The sequence below is a fragment of the Ellagibacter sp. genome, assembly GCF_048412355.1.
Taxonomy (GTDB): domain Bacteria; phylum Actinomycetota; class Coriobacteriia; order Coriobacteriales; family Eggerthellaceae; genus Ellagibacter.
On record NZ_DBFSAP010000036.1, the window covers coordinates 1 to 16,399 of the forward strand.

Sequence of the window (16,399 nt, forward strand, 5' to 3'; positions counted from 1 at the left end):
CGTTTCTCTTTGTGTTCCTTGAAGTTTGGGATATCGCCACGCTGAAGACTGGGTATATGAAACTGCCGTTTATCCCGAGCCCCGACAAAGTGCTCGAGCAGCTCACGGTTAACCACCTCAAGGTGATCGAGTCGGCGCAAGCGTCTCTGTTGTTGTTGTTTGAGGGCCTTAGCATTGGCTTGGTTTTGGGGTTTGCTTCGGGCGTTTTATGCGGCTGCTCGCGCTTGGCGAACTATTGGCTTGCGCCGCTGCTGAAGATTGTGGGCCCCGTGCCCGGTTTGGTGTGGCTTCCCGTGTTCGTGAAGATGTTCGGGTCGAGCCATGCGGGATCGGTGGCGGCGATCGTGCTGGCTGCTTGGTTCCCCATGACGCTCATGTTGTCGAATGCCATTAAGAACACCGATATCGCGCTGATCGAAAGGGCTCAAACGCTCGGGGCATCGAAAACGCGCATCGTAGCCCATGTGATGATCCCGGCCGCTGCGCCCGCATTGGCCGACGCCCTGTTCATGGCCCTTGCCGGTTCGTTCGGGGCGCTGTCGGCGGCAGAGCTTTGCGGCGTCAAGTCTGGCCTTGCGCTCGCCGTGAGCACATGGGGAACCATCGCGAACTTCGGCGTAGTGTTCGCTTACGTTTTGGCCATGATAATCATCTTCGCCACCCTGACGGCTTTGATGTTCGCGGTGCGCAATTGGCTGCTCAGGTGGCAGAAGGGCCTTGTGCGTTGGTAGTGCTCACTCAGCTTCGCGCTGTTTGATGACAGGAAGGGCCGCCGATCAGATCGGGCGGTTCGGGAATCGATGAAGACAAAAGGGAAAGGGACAATATGAAGGAAAGTACTAGCAAGGGCTTGAGCCGTCGCTCGTTCGTGAAGGCTGCCGGTGCTACGGCGGCGGTTGCAGCGATGGGCGGCGTTGTGGCTGGTTGCGCCGGCGGCGAGTCTGCCAAGCAGGAGAGCAGCTCTGCTGCTGCGTCGAGTGACAAAACGCCGTGCACCATCGGCTACTGGGGCGGCTCCCCGTGCGAGCTTCCCGTGTACGTGGCTATCGAGAACGGCTATTTCGAGGAAGCGGGCCTCGACCCGAAGATCACTTTGATCACGAGCGACGTGTCCATCCTGCTCGCTAACGACGAGATCGACTTCTTCGAGTCGACCCCCGGCGACTTCCCAGCCATTTACCAGGGCATGCCTTTGAAGCACCTCGACACAATCCATGTGGGTTGCTGGTCGGGCGTCACGAACAACCCCGACATCAAATCCTGCAAAGACCTCGCCGGTCGCCGCGTGGGCACCACCATGATGAACGGCCCCGCATACACTGAGTGCATCTCGCTGTGCGCCCGCGAAGGCGGCGACCCCTCCACCATTGAATGGGTGAAGTACTCCGGCTCGACCATCGCGGATGCGTTGAAGAACGGCGAGATCGACGCAGCGTGCGGCTCCGATGCCACCACCTATCCTATTCGCTGGAACAACAAAGATGATGTCCATTTCTTCTACACGTCTTGCGAGGATCTTGGCGAGTACTACTGCTGCTTCATCGGCTGCAATTCGAACAACCTCGCCAAGTACCCCGAGATGGGCGATAAGCTGACGAAGGCGATGGCAATGGCCAGCGACTACATCAACGAAGATCCCCAGCGAGCCATCGACATGGCCATGGAGAAGGGCTATGCCGATAACGCGTTCCCCGAGATCCAGCGCGGCTTGACCGTGAACTACTTGTGGGGCCATGGCAACGAGAAGGACATGCGCGCTTCGAGCAAGGAGCGTTGGCGCGAGCTCTACGACGCGGGCGTGCTCACCGAAGCTCCTGCTGATGCTTCGAAGGTCGATGCCTACCTCGACAGCCTTGTCGACATGGTGGTTGACTTCCGCGGCGACGTCGCGAAGGACACGGCCGACACGAAGGGCTGCGCTGCTCGCTTGGCCGAGTTGGGTGAGATTTACACCATCTAGTTATCGTAAGCGCAATTAGGCACATCTCTTTTGATGACACAGGGCGGCTCGCCAAGGCTCATTGCTTTGACGAGCCGCTTGAGCGAACGGTTTGTGGGGCGAAAGCCGCGCTGCACGAGGGAGAAATCGAGAGACGAAGGGAAAGGGAAGGCGTTGGGTTCGTTGATACTGCGCAGCTTGCGCATGCGTAAAGTGCAAACGGCGTCGATCATCGCATCTGTCGCGCTGAGCGCGGCGTTGATTCTCGCGTTCGGCCTTGTTTACGGAGGCGTTACGAAGGGCATAGAGTTGTCGGACGAGCGCGGTGGCGCTGACATCATGGTGGTTCCAGCCGATGCCGAGAAATACTTGACCGGTGCTGACCTTCTGTTCACGGGCGCACCGGTGTCGATGTACATGACCGAAGATGAGGTGCGTGCCGTTTCTGACATTGAGGGAGTTACGCGCGTGACGGGGCAGTTCTTTAGCCAAACGCTCGACCAATCCTGCTGTTCGGCGACAAGCCCCACGCGTCTCATTGGCGTCGATTTCACCACCGATTTCGTGGTAACGCCCCTTTTGGATGAAGGGTTCGCCGGCGAGCTCGGTGCGAACGAAGTCGTCGTCGGCAGTCGCGTCGACGGCATCTCGCAAGGGCAGATCTCAATCTTGGGCAAGCCGTACAACGTGGTTTCCACGATGGCCGAGTCGGGCGGAGAACTTGACGAGTCCATCGTCATGGACATCGATACCGCACGGGAGATATCTCGCAATACCGATGGCAACGAGCGCTATTGGGATATGTACGGGGATCCATCCGAGCTGGTCAGTTGCATCATGGTCGAGATCGACGATGAGCAGCTCACTCGCGTTGAGACCAAGCTGAACCTTATGCGCGAGCTTTCCTATGTTGAGCATTCGGAGACCGCAGAGCGCGCACAGGCTCAGCTCAAGGCTGTGTTTGTTCTTCTCGCCGGGTCGGCGGTGCTTATGTTGGTCGTAACTCTCCTTCAGATTTTCGCGCGATTCTACTCGTGCGTGTGGGACAGGAAGAGCGAGCTGGCTTTGTACCGCGCAATCGGCGCAAGCAAGTCAGATATCAGGAAGCTCATCGGCGGCGAGGTTTGCTGCCTTGTGGTAATTGGACTGGTTGTCGGCCTTGCTTTGGGAGCGGTGGCCTATGAGTCGCTCATTTCCCTGCTTCTTGACACTTTGGCGTTCCCCTTCGTGGGCTTGGGCGCTCCGGCAGTTGCGGTATTTTGCTTGGGTATCATTGCCCTGTTTGCTTTTGTGTCTTTCCTGTCGGTCGTTTGGCCGCTTCGTCAAGTCGGGCGGTTGGATCCATCGTTGGCAATGCAACAGGGGGATATCGATTAACATGGCATATCTGAAAGTCGAGAACCTCGGCAAAACATACGGCGAAAACGTGATCCTGGAAGGCATTTCGTTCACTGCCGAGCCCGGCGATTCCATCGCCTTCGTCTCGCCGTCCGGGTCGGGAAAGTCTACATTGCTCTCTATGCTGGGCCTTCTTCTCTCATCGACGACCGGAACGGTGATCGTCGACGGAAAAGACAGCGATTCGATGGGAGACAAAGAGCTCTCTGCGCTGCGGCGCGAGACCTTCGGCTTCGTGTTTCAGCATACTCAGCTCGTAGGGTCGCTTCGTGCCATAGAGAACGTTACCGCCCCTGCAAGTTTTGCGGGCAAGATGCCCTTCGATGCGCGCCGGCGCGCGCAGTCGCTTTTAACCGATCTTGGCCTTGCCGACCGCATGGATCATTTTCCGTATCAGCTAAGCATCGGGCAGAAGCGACGCGTTTCCGTTGCGCGCGCCTTGCTGCTCGATCCCCCGATCATCATCGCCGACGAGCCGACGAACGACCTCGACTCGTCGAGTTCTCAAAGCGTTGCGGATACGCTGTTCTCGCGCGTGGAAGAGGGCGGGATCCTTCTGTATGCAACGCATGATCAGGCGCTTGCTTCGCGCGCGAAGCGTGTAATGCACCTTGAGGGCAAGACGTTCGTCGAGCGTTGATGCGCGCATGTCTTCTAAAAAGGCGAAACTGAATTAATGATGCGCGAATCTTTACGAAAGGGATTTCAATGAGGAAAAACGTTTGGAAAGCTGCTGCGGCCGCGATTGCCGTATGCATGCTTGTGATGGTTGCCGCGTCGCTTTTCATCGAAGGTTGCACGAAGATGCTTGAGACGACGGCTGGCAATATGGTTCCTATGAAATGCCATTGGGTCTTCGTCGCAACTGCGATAGTGGGCATCGTGGGGCTTGTGGGCGCGTTGTGTTCGTTTGTGTGCTCCACGAAAGAGGGACGTCGCGTTTCGTCGATCCTTGTTGCAGTTTGCGCTGTTGCTGCAATCGTGCTGACAACTTCGCTTGGCATTGGAATATGCGCAAGCGCGGAGATGGCCTGTCATCAGAAGGCTTTGTTTGTTTGGGTCCCCGCCGGCATCGCTCTCGTGATTTCCCTTGTCCAGGTTGTCAAGGCTGACCCGAAAGCGGCTGACGCCCCGAAGATGAAGCTTTAGCAACCTAGCCCGTGCTGCTGGCGTTCCCATCTGAGAAACGAAGAAGGAGAGCATTTGGCGCAGCTTTCGAGGCGTCTTCAAGAGAAGCCATCTTCGCATCTCGTGGCCTCGTGGATAGAGTGGTACCGGAGAACCCCGATCTTGGTCTCTCGCAGCATAATGGATGCGGTGGACGCTGGGGAATTGAGCAAACCTTTGGATCGTTCGGGATTTCGCGCCATGCCACGCTTGCGCGTTGAGGATGTTGTGTTTGGCGAGGAGCTTCTTTCCGCAAACGATGCGGGCATTCCGTCAATCGAAGCTTTTGGTAAAAGCGGGGTTCTATCTGCTCGGGAGCTGGCCTGTCTATCGGCGGATCCCCGTAAGAAAGACGATTTCGAGCCCGCAAACCCTGAATGCGGCTTCGCGATTGATGTTGCTCGCGATATGCTATCTGAAGCGAAAGAGAGATGCGACAGCCGCGGCTATTCTTCTGAGCTAGCCTGGGCCGACGAGTTCGCGCAAAACGTGCGCCGCGATTTCCCATTGTTGAACGACCGTAAGCACAGACGCTCTTTGGCCTATTTGGATTCGGCCGCCACGGCGCAGCGCCCTGCATCGGTGCTGCAGGCCATGGAAGATTTTGACAAGCACGAAAACGCGAACGTATACAGAGGGGCCTATGAGCTCTCGATGCAGGCAACCGCTTCTTTCAACGATGCGCGTCAGGCGGTGGAGGAGTACCTGGGTGCTTCTCGCCGTGAGGTGGTTTTCACGCGGAATACGACCGAGTCCATCAACCTGGTTGCACTTTCGTGGGGGTCGCACAACATAGAGCGCGGCGACGTTATCGTGACGACCTTGGCAGAGCATCATTCCAACTATCTTCCATGGCTGCTGCTGAGCCAGCGAGTCGGCGCGCACGTCGAATTGGTGTGGTTATCTTCCGATGGCTCAATCGACGAGGCAGATTACGAACGTGCTCTTGCCCTGAAGCCTAAGCTTGTGGCCCTTTCCCAGATGTCTAATGTGATAGGCGTTGAAAACCCCTTAGACCGGCTCGTTAAGCGCGCCAAGAGCGTTGGTGCTCGAGTTTTGATCGATGCAGCGCAGGGGCTGCCTCATTGCGGGATGCGCGTTGACGAGCTTGATGCTGACCGGGTCGCTTTCTCGGGGCATAAGATCTATGGCCCTATGGGCATTGGGTGTCTATGGATCTCGGCCGATGCTTTCAACGAGATGGACCCTGTGATGTCGGGCGGCGGCTCGATTTCCCATGTGGGCGAGGGCAGCTACTACTTGCGTCCCTTGGCCATTCAATATGAGGCGGGCACTCCTGCGATTTCTCAGGCAATTGGTTTGGCAGAGGCTATCCGCTATGTGAAGGGTCTGGGCCCGAACAACATCTGCGGGCACGAACGCGTTATGACCCGTTACTTGATGGACGGCTTGCGCTCTATAGAAGGCGTTACCGTGTGGGGAGACCACACTGCGCAAGAAGGTCTTCATGGCTTGGTCTCGTTCACGGTTGAGGGCGTCAAGCCCATTACCGTGTCGAAATTCCTCGCATCGTTGGGCGTGGCGATTCGCGCGGGAGGCCACTGCGCGCTGCCTCTTCACGCCAGTATGGGCTTAACGGGGACGTGCCGCATTAGCATGGCCACATATACAACAAAAGAAGAGCTTGATGCTGCGCTTTTAGCTTTGCGTCTGTTGGTGCGACTGCTTTCGCGCAGCCGGGCGCTAAAGGAACCCTTTGCGCGCGAAGATTCGATTCGCCGCCATTATGCGCAGGTGGCCGCGCAGGCTTCGCAGTGCGATATCCATGTTGGAGAAGCGGTGCAGCTATATGATGACCGCATCGTAGCCGGGCTCCCCGATGCGGCGATCGCGGCTTCGCGTGGCTGTGGAGACCCTGTGGCGAAGGCAGAGCTCAAGGCCGGCGAGCACGTTCTTGATTTGGGAAGCGGCGGAGGCATAGACGCCATAATCGCATCGCGTCTTGTGGGTGCTTCGGGTCATGTTTATGGGCTCGACATGACCCCCGAGATGATAGAACTAGCCAATAAGAACGCAAGCGAAGCCAACGCCGAAAACGTTGAGTTCATCGAGGGAAACATCGAGTCGATTCCGCTGCCTGACAATTCGGTTGACGTTGTTTTGTCTAACTGCGTTCTTAACTTTAGCAGCAATAAGCGCGCTGTTATGCTTGAGACTCTTCGCGTGCTTCGCCCCGGCGGGCGATTCGTGGTCTCCGACATCGTCTCATGGCAAGCGATTCCAGATTCTGCCCAGCGCGATTTGTGCGCAATCATGGGATGCACCAACGGGGTGTCTACGCGGGAAGAATACGAGACTTTTCTTGAAGAGCTTGGATTTTCGCGTGTGAATTTGGAAGTGAAAAGCATTTACACGAGCGCCGTTCTGCAGGGCAAGGCAAAGAAAAAAGGAAGGCTCGAGTCCGTTGAGGCCCTGAAATCCGCAGGTGTCTGGGAAGCTGTGGATGGTGCTTGCGGCAGCGTGGTTATCTGCGCTTACAAATAGCAGGGAGGCTGCATCTCTTGGACCGAATCGTCTTGAAAATAATCGAACAGGCACGTTCGGGAGAGCATCTTAGCCGCGACGAAATCGCGTGGCTGCTTTCGTTTCCAGAGGAATCCCCTGAGAGCCTCCTTGTGGTAAAGGAGGCGAAGAGGCTGGCTTGGGAGAGGTGCCGCGGCCGTGCTTTCGTGCATGCCCAAATTGGCCTTGACTCGCTGCGTTGCCCGGGGAATTGCCGATACTGTTCTTTTGCGCAGGTCAATGACTCCAATAGCAGAGAGTGCTCCGTGATGGACATGGATGCATTGCTCGCTTTCGCGCGCTTGTTCAGCCAAGAGGGCGCAAATCTGATTTCGCTGATGTCGACGGCCGCGCTCCCTTTCGAGAAGCTGCTTTCCTTTGTAGCGGTAGCACGTCTTGTCATTGACGACCATGTGATTCTTTTGGTGAACGGCCCAGATCTCTCGCTCGAGCAGGCAATCGAGCTTCGGGAGGCAGGTGCTGATGCAGCGTATCATGCTGTTCGCTTGGGAGAAGGTTATCTGACTGACTTGGATCCTCGAAGAAGGGTGCAGACGATTGAGAATATCCAGGCTGCTGGCTTGGCCTTGATGAGCGGCGTTGAGCCTCTATGGCGCAATGCCCCCGAAGATGAGCTGCTTGATGCTATTGAGAGGCAAATCGGCTTGCGACCCGTATGGACAGGGTGCTGCAGCCTGACTATTGCGGAAAACTGCTCTATACATGGCCTAAAGCCCGCATCGCGCTCAAGAGCAAGGCAAGTTGGCGCTATCATTCGTCTTGCTGCCGGTTCTCGCATACCTGTTGGCGGCGTCGGCGGCGTTGCGTGGGTTGATGCAGGGACCGACCCCCGAATGCGCGGGAGGAGCTCACATCATGAGTCCTTGCGCCGGGACATGCGAGAAACTCGACGCGATCTGGAAAAAGACGGATGGCTTGTTGCAGGCCAAGATGAATCCTGGGCATATTGCTTGCGGGGCGTGAAGCCTAGCGCGTGGTGAGCGCCTTCGGGGCCGTTGCCTCCGTTGTGCCGAAAACGAACTCGCTGAGCATTCTGGGGAAAGGGGATCTATCATGAATCGCGAGATGGCTTCTGCGAACGCCGGCGCCCCCGGCGAGCCGAAGGGCGCGAGCGAGGGCAAGAAGGTTCTTCTGTTCTTGCCCGAGGCGTTTGAAGACCTTGAGGCGGTTGCTGCGCTCTCGATGTGCGGGTGGACAGGGTACAGGGCCCATCTTCCGAACGTGTCCGTTGACTGCACAGGCTTCCACGAGGTGGCGCACGGGCGTTTCGGCCTTTCCGTTCCCATAGATGTCCCCATTGGGGAAGTGGACCCCCTCTCATACGATGCGCTTGTGGTGCCCGGGGGATTTCATGGCTTTGGCTTCGATGAGGCCTATTGCCCGGAACTGCGCGCTTTGGTGCGGGCGATGCACGGCAACGGCGCTTTCGTGGCAACCATGTGCGTGGGTGTCCTTCCTGTTGCAGAAAGCGGTATCCTTAAGGGCGGAAAAGCAACCACGTATTCGCTCAGCAGCAGGCACGACAACTTTGGAAGGCTCAAAGAGCTGGGCGTCAACCCCGTGAAGAAGCCGGTTGTGTGCTGGAACGGCATCGCATCATGCTCGGGCCCCGCATACAGCGAGCAGGTTGTCGAGCTGATGCTCGAGCATCTGGTCGGGCCGCAGGGTGCAATGGAAATCGCGCGTTTCCGCAAGGGTCTTCCAGGCTAATCGCTCTCTAAGTTGCCGTTTTGGCCGAGCACCCACTGCCCTTTGGCGTGACCCCCCGGCGACGGACAGCCTGGGCCGCCCCTCCGGCATCAGCGCATCGCCGTCTTCGCGAACATGGCCGAAGGGCCCTCGAGGACCTCCCAGCCGCATTCGCTATACAGGTCGCGGCAGCGATCGGCGGTCCAGCCTCGCACGGTCTCGGCCTCGACATCGCGAGGGTTCGACCCGACTTCCGCCCACAGCAAGTTGGCGCCCGCGAACACCCCGAGCCCGTTCGGCTCGTGCGTGCAGTTTCCTGGGACGGCAGCGCCCGTGGCAAGCGCAACGGCCGCGACGATGGTCGCCATGCGGGCGTAGCTCAGCTGCCCATGCGCGGCGAGCGGCGACGTTGGGATGCTCGTGCGCCGCATCGCACCCGAAAAGCATGCCCCAAGGTCTCGAGTGAGCAGGGTTTTCTCGACCAGCTCCTCGACGGAGTGCTCCGGCCCGACCGGCTCCACGCACATGCCCACTTGAAGCCCCGCCTCGCGAGCGTTTTCGATCGACTTGATGCGGCGGGCGACGGGGATGCGGGTGAACTCGCCCTCGCCCATGCGGATGGCATGGTAGACACCCGTATAACCGGCATCTACCAGGTCATTTGCGTGCTGGAGCGAGAAATCGCCAGTGTTCGCGATGAGCGGAACGTCGGATATCATCGCGTCTTTGATGGCTCTCGATAGCTCGAGGAACCGGTCGGCGTCCATGTCTGCGGTGGACATGACGTACACGGCGTTTACGCCTTGGCGCTCCATGGAATTCACGCCGGCGATGGCGTCTTCGGCGGAAAGCACACTCGCATCGGGAAAGACGCCGTTACATGCGGCGAACGAGCAGAACTTGCAGTCCATGGGGCATGATCCGGTGTTGATGCCGATCTGGCCGTGAATTTCCGCTTTTCCTTGCGAAAGCCCGGCGGAAAGCAAGCGCCCCGCGCGCTGGATGGCAAAAGCCTCCTCGCTCAGGTCGTCGATCTCAAAAAGACGCGTGACCTCAGTCTTTGTAAGGTCCGATCCGTCCAACGCCTTGTTGATCGCGGCAGCAACGTCATGGTTCATGATCTTCTCCTCCTCAAGCGCCGCAGCGGCCCCCGCTGCGGCGCGCTCACAGCAGCTCTCTGTATGAGACGTATGGCGATTATACGCTTAGATTCATTAATGGACAATGGCATATATAGGATGTCGTCCATCTTAGGTATTGCTGACCGTTGGCCTTTAGCCGCAATCGCCATTTTATTTCTTCTGGCTCTGCTGTTTGGGAAATAAGGACTTATTGGTGGGGGCCGAACAATAGCTGCATCGACTGGCGCCTCCCTAAAGATTAGAGGGGGTTTTCTTCGAAAGCCGCAGGCGTTTGAAGAAAGGTTATCTGAAAACCATCGACAAGCTTTGCATTGAGTACCTTGCGAGTGCCAGCAAAACACGAGCTGGGGATACTGAAGCCGCTCCCGTACGCCCCGCTCGCTTCTCTATTCGAAAAGGAAGGGGGGATTCGGGGGGAATGAAATCGAGAAAGCGGATAACGTGGGAGTACTGAAATCCACGAATCGGGGCCTCATCAGGCATTATCGGTCTCTGCGGTTATCGGCGATATTGTCAAAAATCACCCTTGACCCGCTGGGGGTCAAGGGGTCGCAGGTTCAAATCCTGCCAACCCGACCAGCTTTCTCAAGCGGGTCAGATGGAAATCTGGCCCGCTTTTTTCTTTCGCGAGATAATTGCTACCTCTGCGATAGCCCTTTTACCGATTGATTTCGACCTGCACCCCAAAGGTACAGGTCGTACCCTTTCTTTAATATTAGAGTAGACGCCACGCGAGTCTCGCGTTCGCCTTCTTGCTTGCGTTTGGCGTTTGGCCTCCGCCTTGGGCGGGAAGGTTTCTATTCAAGTAAAGGAGTATGCATGGAGCTGCTAGCCTCCCTCATTGTCGTTCCCGTTGTTGCGGCATTGCTGCTTCTCGCGATCAAAAACGACCGTGCGCGCGATGTGATAGCCATTGCCTTCGCCGCGCTTATCGCGTTGCTCTCGATTGCGTTCGCGGTTGTGTTCGCGGGGCCTGGCACCTATGAGTTCGCTCTGCCCGCCGAATGGGGGCATCCGCTTTCTCTGGTGAACCTTGCCATCGACCTCACCGTCGCCATCTTCGTCGTGTGCTATGCGATCCGCTACAAACGCCCGCTCGCATTGGGCCTGGCCGCGCTGCAGATCGTTGTGGCCCTGTGGTTCGAGTTCGCCGTTCAGGCGGGTGCCGAATTCTCCACGACGATGCGCGTCGATGCGCTCGGCGTGGTCATGGTGCTCATCATCGGCATCGTCGGCTCGGGCATTTGCGTCTATGCGCTCGGCTACATGAAGGATTTCCAGGCTCACGAGCTGCATGGGAACCCGCAAGCGCGCGATCGCCGTCCATGGTTCTTCGCGATCATGTTCGCGTTCCTCTCTGCCATGTTCAACATCGTCCTCGTCGACAACATGGCGTGGATGTACACGGCATGGGAGGTCACCACGCTGTGTTCATTCCTGCTCATCGGGTTTACGAAGTCCGAAGAGGCCATCAACAACGCGTTCCGTCAGATCGTGATGAACCTTCTTGGCGGCGTTGCATTCCAGTTCTCCCTTGTCTACCTGGGCGTTTTCGGCCTGCCGCTTTCTTTCTCGACGTTCGTCGAGATCGGTAGCGCCTTTCCGACGCTCGTTATGCTGCCCGTCACTTTGCTCGCGTTTGCGGGCATCACGAAGGCCGCGCAGATGCCTTTCCATACATGGCTGCTCGGCGCAATGGTCGCCCCGACGCCGACATCGGCTCTGCTGCATTCCTCCACAATGGTCAAGGCGGGCGTGTTCTTGCTCGTGAAGCTCTCGCCGATCTTCGCGGTGAGCTTGGTGCCCTCCGTGATGGTGGTGCTCGTCGGTGGCCTCACGTTCGCGCTGTGCTCGTTCATGGCTATCTCGCAGAGCAATGCCAAGCGCGTGCTCGCGTATTCCACCATTGCGAACCTCGGCCTCATCACCGCATGCGCGGGCGTGGGAACCCCCGAGGCCGTTTGGGCGGCAATCCTGCTCATCATCTTCCATGCAGTTGCGAAGAGCCTGCTGTTCCTGTGCGTCGGCACCGCCGAGCACCATATCGGCAGCCGTAACATCGAGGACATGGATCTGCTCTTCGAGCGCATGCCTCGCCTTGCCCGCTTCATGATGCTCGGCATCATGTGCATGTTCGTGGCGCCTTTCGGCATGCTTATCGCGAAGTGGGCGACGCTCGTGTCGTTCGTCGAAACGGGCAACGTCGCGCTCATCATCTTGCTCGCATTCGGTTCCGCCGCGACGTTCATGTTCTGGGCGAAGTGGCTCGGCAAGCTCTCGGGAATCGCGGGCGAGCCGCAAAACGTCGAGCTTTCGGTGCATAAATCCGAATGGGCGGCGCTGCTTTTGATGGCGGGGCTTGTGTGCGTGACGTGCGTTCTGCTCCCAGTCATGTCGTCGGGGCTCGTCGTTCCCTATATCCAGACCGCGTTCCACTACGGTGGGCAGGACATCTCCGACGGGAACCTCTGGATCGCTGCGATCTGCGCGGTGCTCGTTATCCTCATGCTCTTCGCGGGGCTTGGCCGCTCTTCGAAGCAGAAGAAGGTTGACGTCTACCTCGCGGGTGCTTCGTCAGACAACGCGGCTCGCACGTTCCGCGGCTCTCTTTCCACTCCGGTTGAGGCCACGTCGCGCAATATGTACCTCGACGGTGTCTTCGGCGAGGCTCGCATCGCCCCGATCGGGTCGGGCGCATGCATCGTGATCATGGTTGCGGCGATTGCTTGGGCGGCTGCTATGCTGCCAGGCTTGTTGTAGGAAGGCGAGGCTTCTCATGACGCTCATCGTTACGGTCATCGGCATCATCGCATTTGCGATTGCGGGCCCCATCATCGGCTGTTTGCTCGCGGGACTCGACCGCATCATTTCCGCGCGCATGCAGGGACGCGTCGGGCCGCCGCTTCTGCAGCCCTATTATGACGTGCGCAAGCTTTTCTCCAAGGAAAACGCCTCCGTGAACACGTCCGAGCACGCGTATATCCTGTTCGCGTTCATCTTCACCCTGGTGGCGGGCGGCGTGTTCTTCTCGGGCGGGAACCTGCTTCTGAGCGTGTTCCTCGTGACGCTCTCCTCGCTGCTCTTCATCGTGGCCGCCTATTCTTCGCGCTCGCCGTACTCTGAAGTGGGCGCCGCACGAGAGACGCTGCAGGCGATGGCGTACGAGCCGATGCTCTACCTCATGTGCGTCGCGTTCTTCATGGCGTCGGGGTGGTTCGACGTTGCTGGCGTCTTCTTCCTCGATGCTCCCGCAATTACGACGGCATGGCTCGCCTTCCTGGGCTTCTTGTTCGTGCTCACGATCAAGCTGCGCAAGTCGCCCTTCGATATTTCCATGTCGCACCATGCGCACCAGGAAATCGTTCGCGGCGTCACGACCGAGATGAGCGGCCCTACGCTCGGCTTGGTGGAAGTGATGCACTGGTGTGAGAACGTGCTGTTCATGGGGTGGGTCGCGATGTTTTTCATCTGGTCGAACCCGCTCTCGATCATCCTTGCAATCGTCGTCGTTCTCGCGGTGTACTTCCTCGAGATCTGGATTGATAACAACTTCGCCCGCGTGAAGTGGCAGCTCATGCTGAAGTCCGCATGGCTTGTCGCGCTCGTCGCCGGCGGCTTGAACGTGGCCGTTCTGGCCTACCTGTAAGGAGGCTCACTTATGGCTTACAACTCGAAATCACCTTGGGTCATCCACTACGATGCCTCAAGCTGCAACGGTTGCGACATCGAGGTGCTCGCGGCGCTCTGCCCGGGCTTCGACGTCGAGCGCTTCGGCATCATCAACACCGGCAACCCCAAGCATGCCGACATCTTCCTCGTCACCGGCAGCGTGAACGAGCAGAACATCAAGGTTGTCCAGGAGATTTACGACCAGATGCTCGAGCCGAAGGCCGTCGTTGCCTGCGGTATCTGCGCGTGCTCGGGCGGCGTCTTCCACGACTGCTACAACGTGCTTGGCGGCGTTGACAAGGCAATCCCCGTCGACGTGTACGTGCCAGGCTGTGCCGTCCGCCCCGAGGCGATTATCGACGGCGTCGTGCAAGCGATCGGCATCCTCGATGAGAAAGCGAAGGCTATGGCGCAACAGAAGAAGGGAGCGTAGGACCTATGGAATTCTCCTCCGAGTTCATTCCGCTCAAGTTGGCCGAGGTGCCGGCGCTCTCCGACCGTATGAAAAGCGAGCATGCGCGCTTCGTGCAGATTCTCGCGGTGAACACCGACGCGGGCGTCGATTTGGTCTACTCGTTCATGATGGACGGCGGCGCGCTTTGCAATTACGAGGTCAAAGGCGTGAAGAAGACCGACGTCGTGCCCTCCATCACCGGCAATTTCCTCGCAGCTTTCGTGTTCGAGAACGAGATCCACGACCTGTTCGGCGTCACGATCGAGGGAATCGCCATCGACTTCGGCGGCAAGTTCTACCAGCTTGCCCAGTCCGAGCCGATGACCATTATCTCTCCCGCTCAGAAAGCTGCCCGCGAGAAGGCCGCCAAGGCTGCGGAAGCCAAGCGCGTTCGAGCCGCGAAGGTGGCCGAGACCGAGTACGCAGCCGATCACCCCGATGCCATCAAGCAGATGAAGCCAAAGGTCTCGGGTATCGACCCTGCGCAGATGACCGACTTCGAGGAGCGATTCGCGGGCACCGACCCCGAGAAGCTTGCGCGCATCAAGGCTGCGTTCGCGGCGAAGGCGGCCAAGGCTGCCGAGGCGGAGCAGTCTCGCAAGAGCAAGCGTGAGACCCGAGCGGCGGAACTCGAGAATCTCGACCCCGAGAAGGCCGCAAAAGTCCGCGCGGCCCTCGAGCGCAAGAAGAAGGCCGCCGAGGCGAAGCGCGCTGTCGGCTCTACCAACGTCGAGCGCGACGCCGAGATCGAGGCCAAGCTCGCCCAGCTCGATCCCGAGCGCGCGGCCAAGGTCCGCGCCGCCCTCGATGCGAAGGCGCGTAAGGAAACCGCCGAGCGTGCTGCGAATACCGGAAAGGACGGTGAATAACGATGGGCAAGGCAACCGTCATCCCCTTCGGTCCGCAGCACCCCGTGCTGCCCGAGCCGCTTCACCTCGATCTTGTGGTCGAAGACGAGAAGGTTCTCGAGGCGATTCCTCAGATCGGCTTCGTCCATCGAGGCCTCGAGAAGCTCGTCGAGACCCGCGATTACAACCAGTTCATCTTCATCGCTGAGCGAATTTGCGGCATCTGCGCGTTTGGCCATTCCATGGGCTATGCGGAGACTGTCGAGAGCCTCATGGGCGTCGAGATCCCCAAGCGCGCCGAGTACCTGCGCGTCATCTGGCACGAGCTCTCGCGTGTTCATTCACATATCCTTTGGCTCGGTCTTGCCGCCGACGCCTTCGGCTTCGAGAGCCTGTTCATGCATTGTTGGCGCCTGCGCGAGCGCGTGCTCGACATCTTCGAGAAGACGACCGGTGGCCGCGTCATATTCTCGGTCGTGAAGGTGGGCGGCGTCGTGCGCGACATCGACGCGGTGCGGTTCGCCGAGATCAAGCGTGTGCTCGAGGGCATCAAAGACGACTATCGCCAGATTATGAACGCCTTCCTGAAGGATTCATCGGTCAAGAACCGTACCGTCGGGGTGGGGCATGTGAGCCACGAGGACGCGCTTGCGCTATCCATGGTGGGTCCTTTCGCCCGCGCCTCCAACGTGAACTACGATGTGCGCATGCTCGGCCGCGGCGGTTACGCGGAGCTCGCCGATTTCCGTCCCATCCTCGACGACCAAGGCGACTGCTACGCGCGCTGCAAGGTCCGCGCTCTCGAGGTGCTGCAATCCATCGACATCATCGAGGAGATGATCTCCAAGATCCCCGAGGGCGACATCTCGGTTTCTGTGAAGGGCTCTCCGGTTGCCGGCTCCGAGGCGTCCAACGTCGTCGAGCAGCCGCGCGGTGAATGCTACTACTATGCTCGCGGTAACGGCACGAAGTACCTCGAGCGCATGCGCATGCGCACACCGACCTCGCAAAACCTCGCAGGAATGACCGCGGCGCTCAAAGGCTGCGATTTGGCTGATGTGAACAACATCATCCTCACCATCGACCCCTGCATCAGCTGCACGGAAAGGTAGTAGAACATGGGTGGATTCAAACTGGGAAAGATGACGCTCGGCTCGCTGTTCAAAAAACCCGAGACTGTGCTTTACCCCGTGGAAAAGAAAGAGGCCCCCGCAGGACTTAAGGGCCATATCGTCAACGATGCCGATGTTTGCATCCTGTGCGGCATCTGTCAGCGTCGCTGCCCGTGCGCGGCTATCGTGGTGGAGAAGCCCAACCGCAAATGGACTATCGACAAGTTTCGCTGCGTCCAGTGCGGCACCTGTGTGCTCGAGTGCCCGAAGCACTGCCTATCGATGGAGCCCGGCTGGCCAGCGCCTTCGAGGGAGATGTATACCGAGTCGGTAGACGTTCCCGAGCATCCCAAGCCGATGAAAAAGGTTAGTTAAGAACAGCGTTCTCGTATCGTCCATTGGGCGAAGGTTCTCGAATGCGCGTTTTGAAGGGACCC

Annotated in this window: 15 protein-coding genes; 14 read left to right on the forward strand and 1 reads right to left on the reverse strand. The window is 58.7% G+C overall.

What is annotated here, in order from left to right:
* From ACMRQN_RS04445 to ACMRQN_RS04480, 8 genes are all read left to right on the forward strand, one after another.
* Positions 1-731, forward strand: a 731-nt coding sequence (locus ACMRQN_RS04445; RefSeq protein ID WP_418733983.1) for an ABC transporter permease, incomplete at its 5' end; no start/stop codon positions are given.
* 95 nt (positions 732-826) lie between these two features.
* Entirely contained in the window at positions 827-1,960 is a 1,134-nt protein-coding gene (locus ACMRQN_RS04450; protein WP_158048576.1) for an ABC transporter substrate-binding protein, read from the forward strand.
* 183 nt (positions 1,961-2,143) lie between these two features.
* Positions 2,144-3,316 (forward strand): ABC transporter permease, encoded by a 1,173-nt coding sequence (locus ACMRQN_RS04455; RefSeq protein WP_418733984.1) that lies wholly within the window; start codon positions 2,144-2,146, stop codon positions 3,314-3,316.
* Between the two features lies 1 nt (position 3,317).
* The gene (locus ACMRQN_RS04460) at positions 3,318-3,977 is read left to right on the forward strand and encodes an ABC transporter ATP-binding protein (protein ID WP_418733985.1); all 660 of its coding nucleotides are present in this window, start codon (positions 3,318-3,320) and stop codon (positions 3,975-3,977) included.
* Between the two features lie 68 nt (positions 3,978-4,045).
* Positions 4,046-4,486 (forward strand): DUF4418 family protein, encoded by a 441-nt coding sequence (locus ACMRQN_RS04465; RefSeq protein WP_418733986.1) that lies wholly within the window; start codon positions 4,046-4,048, stop codon positions 4,484-4,486.
* 54 nt (positions 4,487-4,540) lie between these two features.
* Positions 4,541-7,009, forward strand: a complete 2,469-nt coding sequence (locus ACMRQN_RS04470; protein WP_418733987.1) for an aminotransferase class V-fold PLP-dependent enzyme — start codon at positions 4,541-4,543, stop codon at positions 7,007-7,009.
* A gap of 185 nt (positions 7,010-7,194) precedes the next feature.
* The gene (locus ACMRQN_RS04475; protein WP_418734090.1) at positions 7,195-8,028 is read left to right on the forward strand and encodes a radical SAM protein; all 834 of its coding nucleotides are present in this window, start codon (positions 7,195-7,197) and stop codon (positions 8,026-8,028) included.
* A 73-nt stretch (positions 8,029-8,101) separates the two neighbouring features.
* Positions 8,102-8,758 carry a DJ-1/PfpI family protein gene (locus ACMRQN_RS04480; RefSeq protein ID WP_158048570.1) on the forward strand — a complete coding sequence of 219 codons (657 nt, stop codon included), beginning with the start codon at positions 8,102-8,104 and terminating at the stop codon, positions 8,756-8,758.
* An 89-nt stretch (positions 8,759-8,847) separates the two neighbouring features.
* Here the strand turns inward: ACMRQN_RS04480 and ACMRQN_RS04485 are convergent, their stop codons facing one another.
* Positions 8,848-9,855 (reverse strand): radical SAM protein, encoded by a 1,008-nt coding sequence (locus ACMRQN_RS04485; protein ID WP_158048569.1) that lies wholly within the window; start codon positions 9,853-9,855, stop codon positions 8,848-8,850.
* An 843-nt stretch (positions 9,856-10,698) separates the two neighbouring features.
* Here ACMRQN_RS04485 and ACMRQN_RS04490 point away from each other — a divergent pair.
* Genes ACMRQN_RS04490 through ACMRQN_RS04515 form a run of 6 tightly spaced genes read left to right on the forward strand, consistent with a single transcriptional unit; the run spans position 10,699 to position 16,337 of the window.
* Entirely contained in the window at positions 10,699-12,639 is a 1,941-nt protein-coding gene (locus ACMRQN_RS04490) for an NADH-quinone oxidoreductase subunit L (protein WP_418733988.1), read from the forward strand.
* A gap of 16 nt (positions 12,640-12,655) precedes the next feature.
* On the forward strand, positions 12,656-13,525 hold the full coding sequence (locus ACMRQN_RS04495) for a respiratory chain complex I subunit 1 family protein (RefSeq protein ID WP_418733989.1): 870 nt from the start codon (positions 12,656-12,658) through the stop codon (positions 13,523-13,525).
* A 12-nt stretch (positions 13,526-13,537) separates the two neighbouring features.
* On the forward strand, positions 13,538-13,981 hold the full coding sequence (locus ACMRQN_RS04500; RefSeq protein WP_158048566.1) for an NADH-quinone oxidoreductase subunit B family protein: 444 nt from the start codon (positions 13,538-13,540) through the stop codon (positions 13,979-13,981).
* A gap of 5 nt (positions 13,982-13,986) precedes the next feature.
* Positions 13,987-14,871, forward strand: a complete 885-nt coding sequence (locus ACMRQN_RS04505; protein WP_418733990.1) for an NADH-quinone oxidoreductase subunit C — start codon at positions 13,987-13,989, stop codon at positions 14,869-14,871.
* Positions 14,872-14,873: 2 nt separating this feature from the next.
* On the forward strand, positions 14,874-15,962 hold the full coding sequence (locus ACMRQN_RS04510; RefSeq protein ID WP_418733991.1) for a nickel-dependent hydrogenase large subunit: 1,089 nt from the start codon (positions 14,874-14,876) through the stop codon (positions 15,960-15,962).
* A gap of 6 nt (positions 15,963-15,968) precedes the next feature.
* On the forward strand, positions 15,969-16,337 hold the full coding sequence (locus ACMRQN_RS04515) for a 4Fe-4S dicluster domain-containing protein (RefSeq protein WP_417300559.1): 369 nt from the start codon (positions 15,969-15,971) through the stop codon (positions 16,335-16,337).
* The last annotated feature ends 62 nt before the right edge of the window (positions 16,338-16,399 follow it).

Excerpts from the sequence above, each read along its gene's own strand:
- ACMRQN_RS04505 (WP_418733990.1), top strand. The coding sequence starts at position 13,987 with ATGGAATTCTCCTCCGAGTTCATTCCGCTCAAGTTGGCCGAGGTGCCG.
- ACMRQN_RS04515 (WP_417300559.1), top strand. The coding sequence starts at position 15,969 with ATGGGTGGATTCAAACTGGGAAAGATGACGCTCGGCTCGCTGTTCAAA.
- ACMRQN_RS04455 (WP_418733984.1), top strand. The coding sequence starts at position 2,144 with ATGCGTAAAGTGCAAACGGCGTCGATCATCGCATCTGTCGCGCTGAGC.
- ACMRQN_RS04495 (WP_418733989.1), top strand. The coding sequence starts at position 12,656 with ATGACGCTCATCGTTACGGTCATCGGCATCATCGCATTTGCGATTGCG.
- ACMRQN_RS04500 (WP_158048566.1), top strand. The coding sequence starts at position 13,538 with ATGGCTTACAACTCGAAATCACCTTGGGTCATCCACTACGATGCCTCA.
- ACMRQN_RS04480 (WP_158048570.1), top strand. The coding sequence starts at position 8,102 with ATGAATCGCGAGATGGCTTCTGCGAACGCCGGCGCCCCCGGCGAGCCG.
- ACMRQN_RS04490 (WP_418733988.1), top strand. The coding sequence starts at position 10,699 with ATGGAGCTGCTAGCCTCCCTCATTGTCGTTCCCGTTGTTGCGGCATTG.
- ACMRQN_RS04510 (WP_418733991.1), top strand. The coding sequence starts at position 14,874 with ATGGGCAAGGCAACCGTCATCCCCTTCGGTCCGCAGCACCCCGTGCTG.
- ACMRQN_RS04485 (WP_158048569.1), bottom strand. The coding sequence starts at position 9,855 with ATGAACCATGACGTTGCTGCCGCGATCAACAAGGCGTTGGACGGATCG.
- ACMRQN_RS04450 (WP_158048576.1), top strand. The coding sequence starts at position 827 with ATGAAGGAAAGTACTAGCAAGGGCTTGAGCCGTCGCTCGTTCGTGAAG.
- ACMRQN_RS04465 (WP_418733986.1), top strand. The coding sequence starts at position 4,046 with ATGAGGAAAAACGTTTGGAAAGCTGCTGCGGCCGCGATTGCCGTATGC.
- ACMRQN_RS04460 (WP_418733985.1), top strand. The coding sequence starts at position 3,318 with ATGGCATATCTGAAAGTCGAGAACCTCGGCAAAACATACGGCGAAAAC.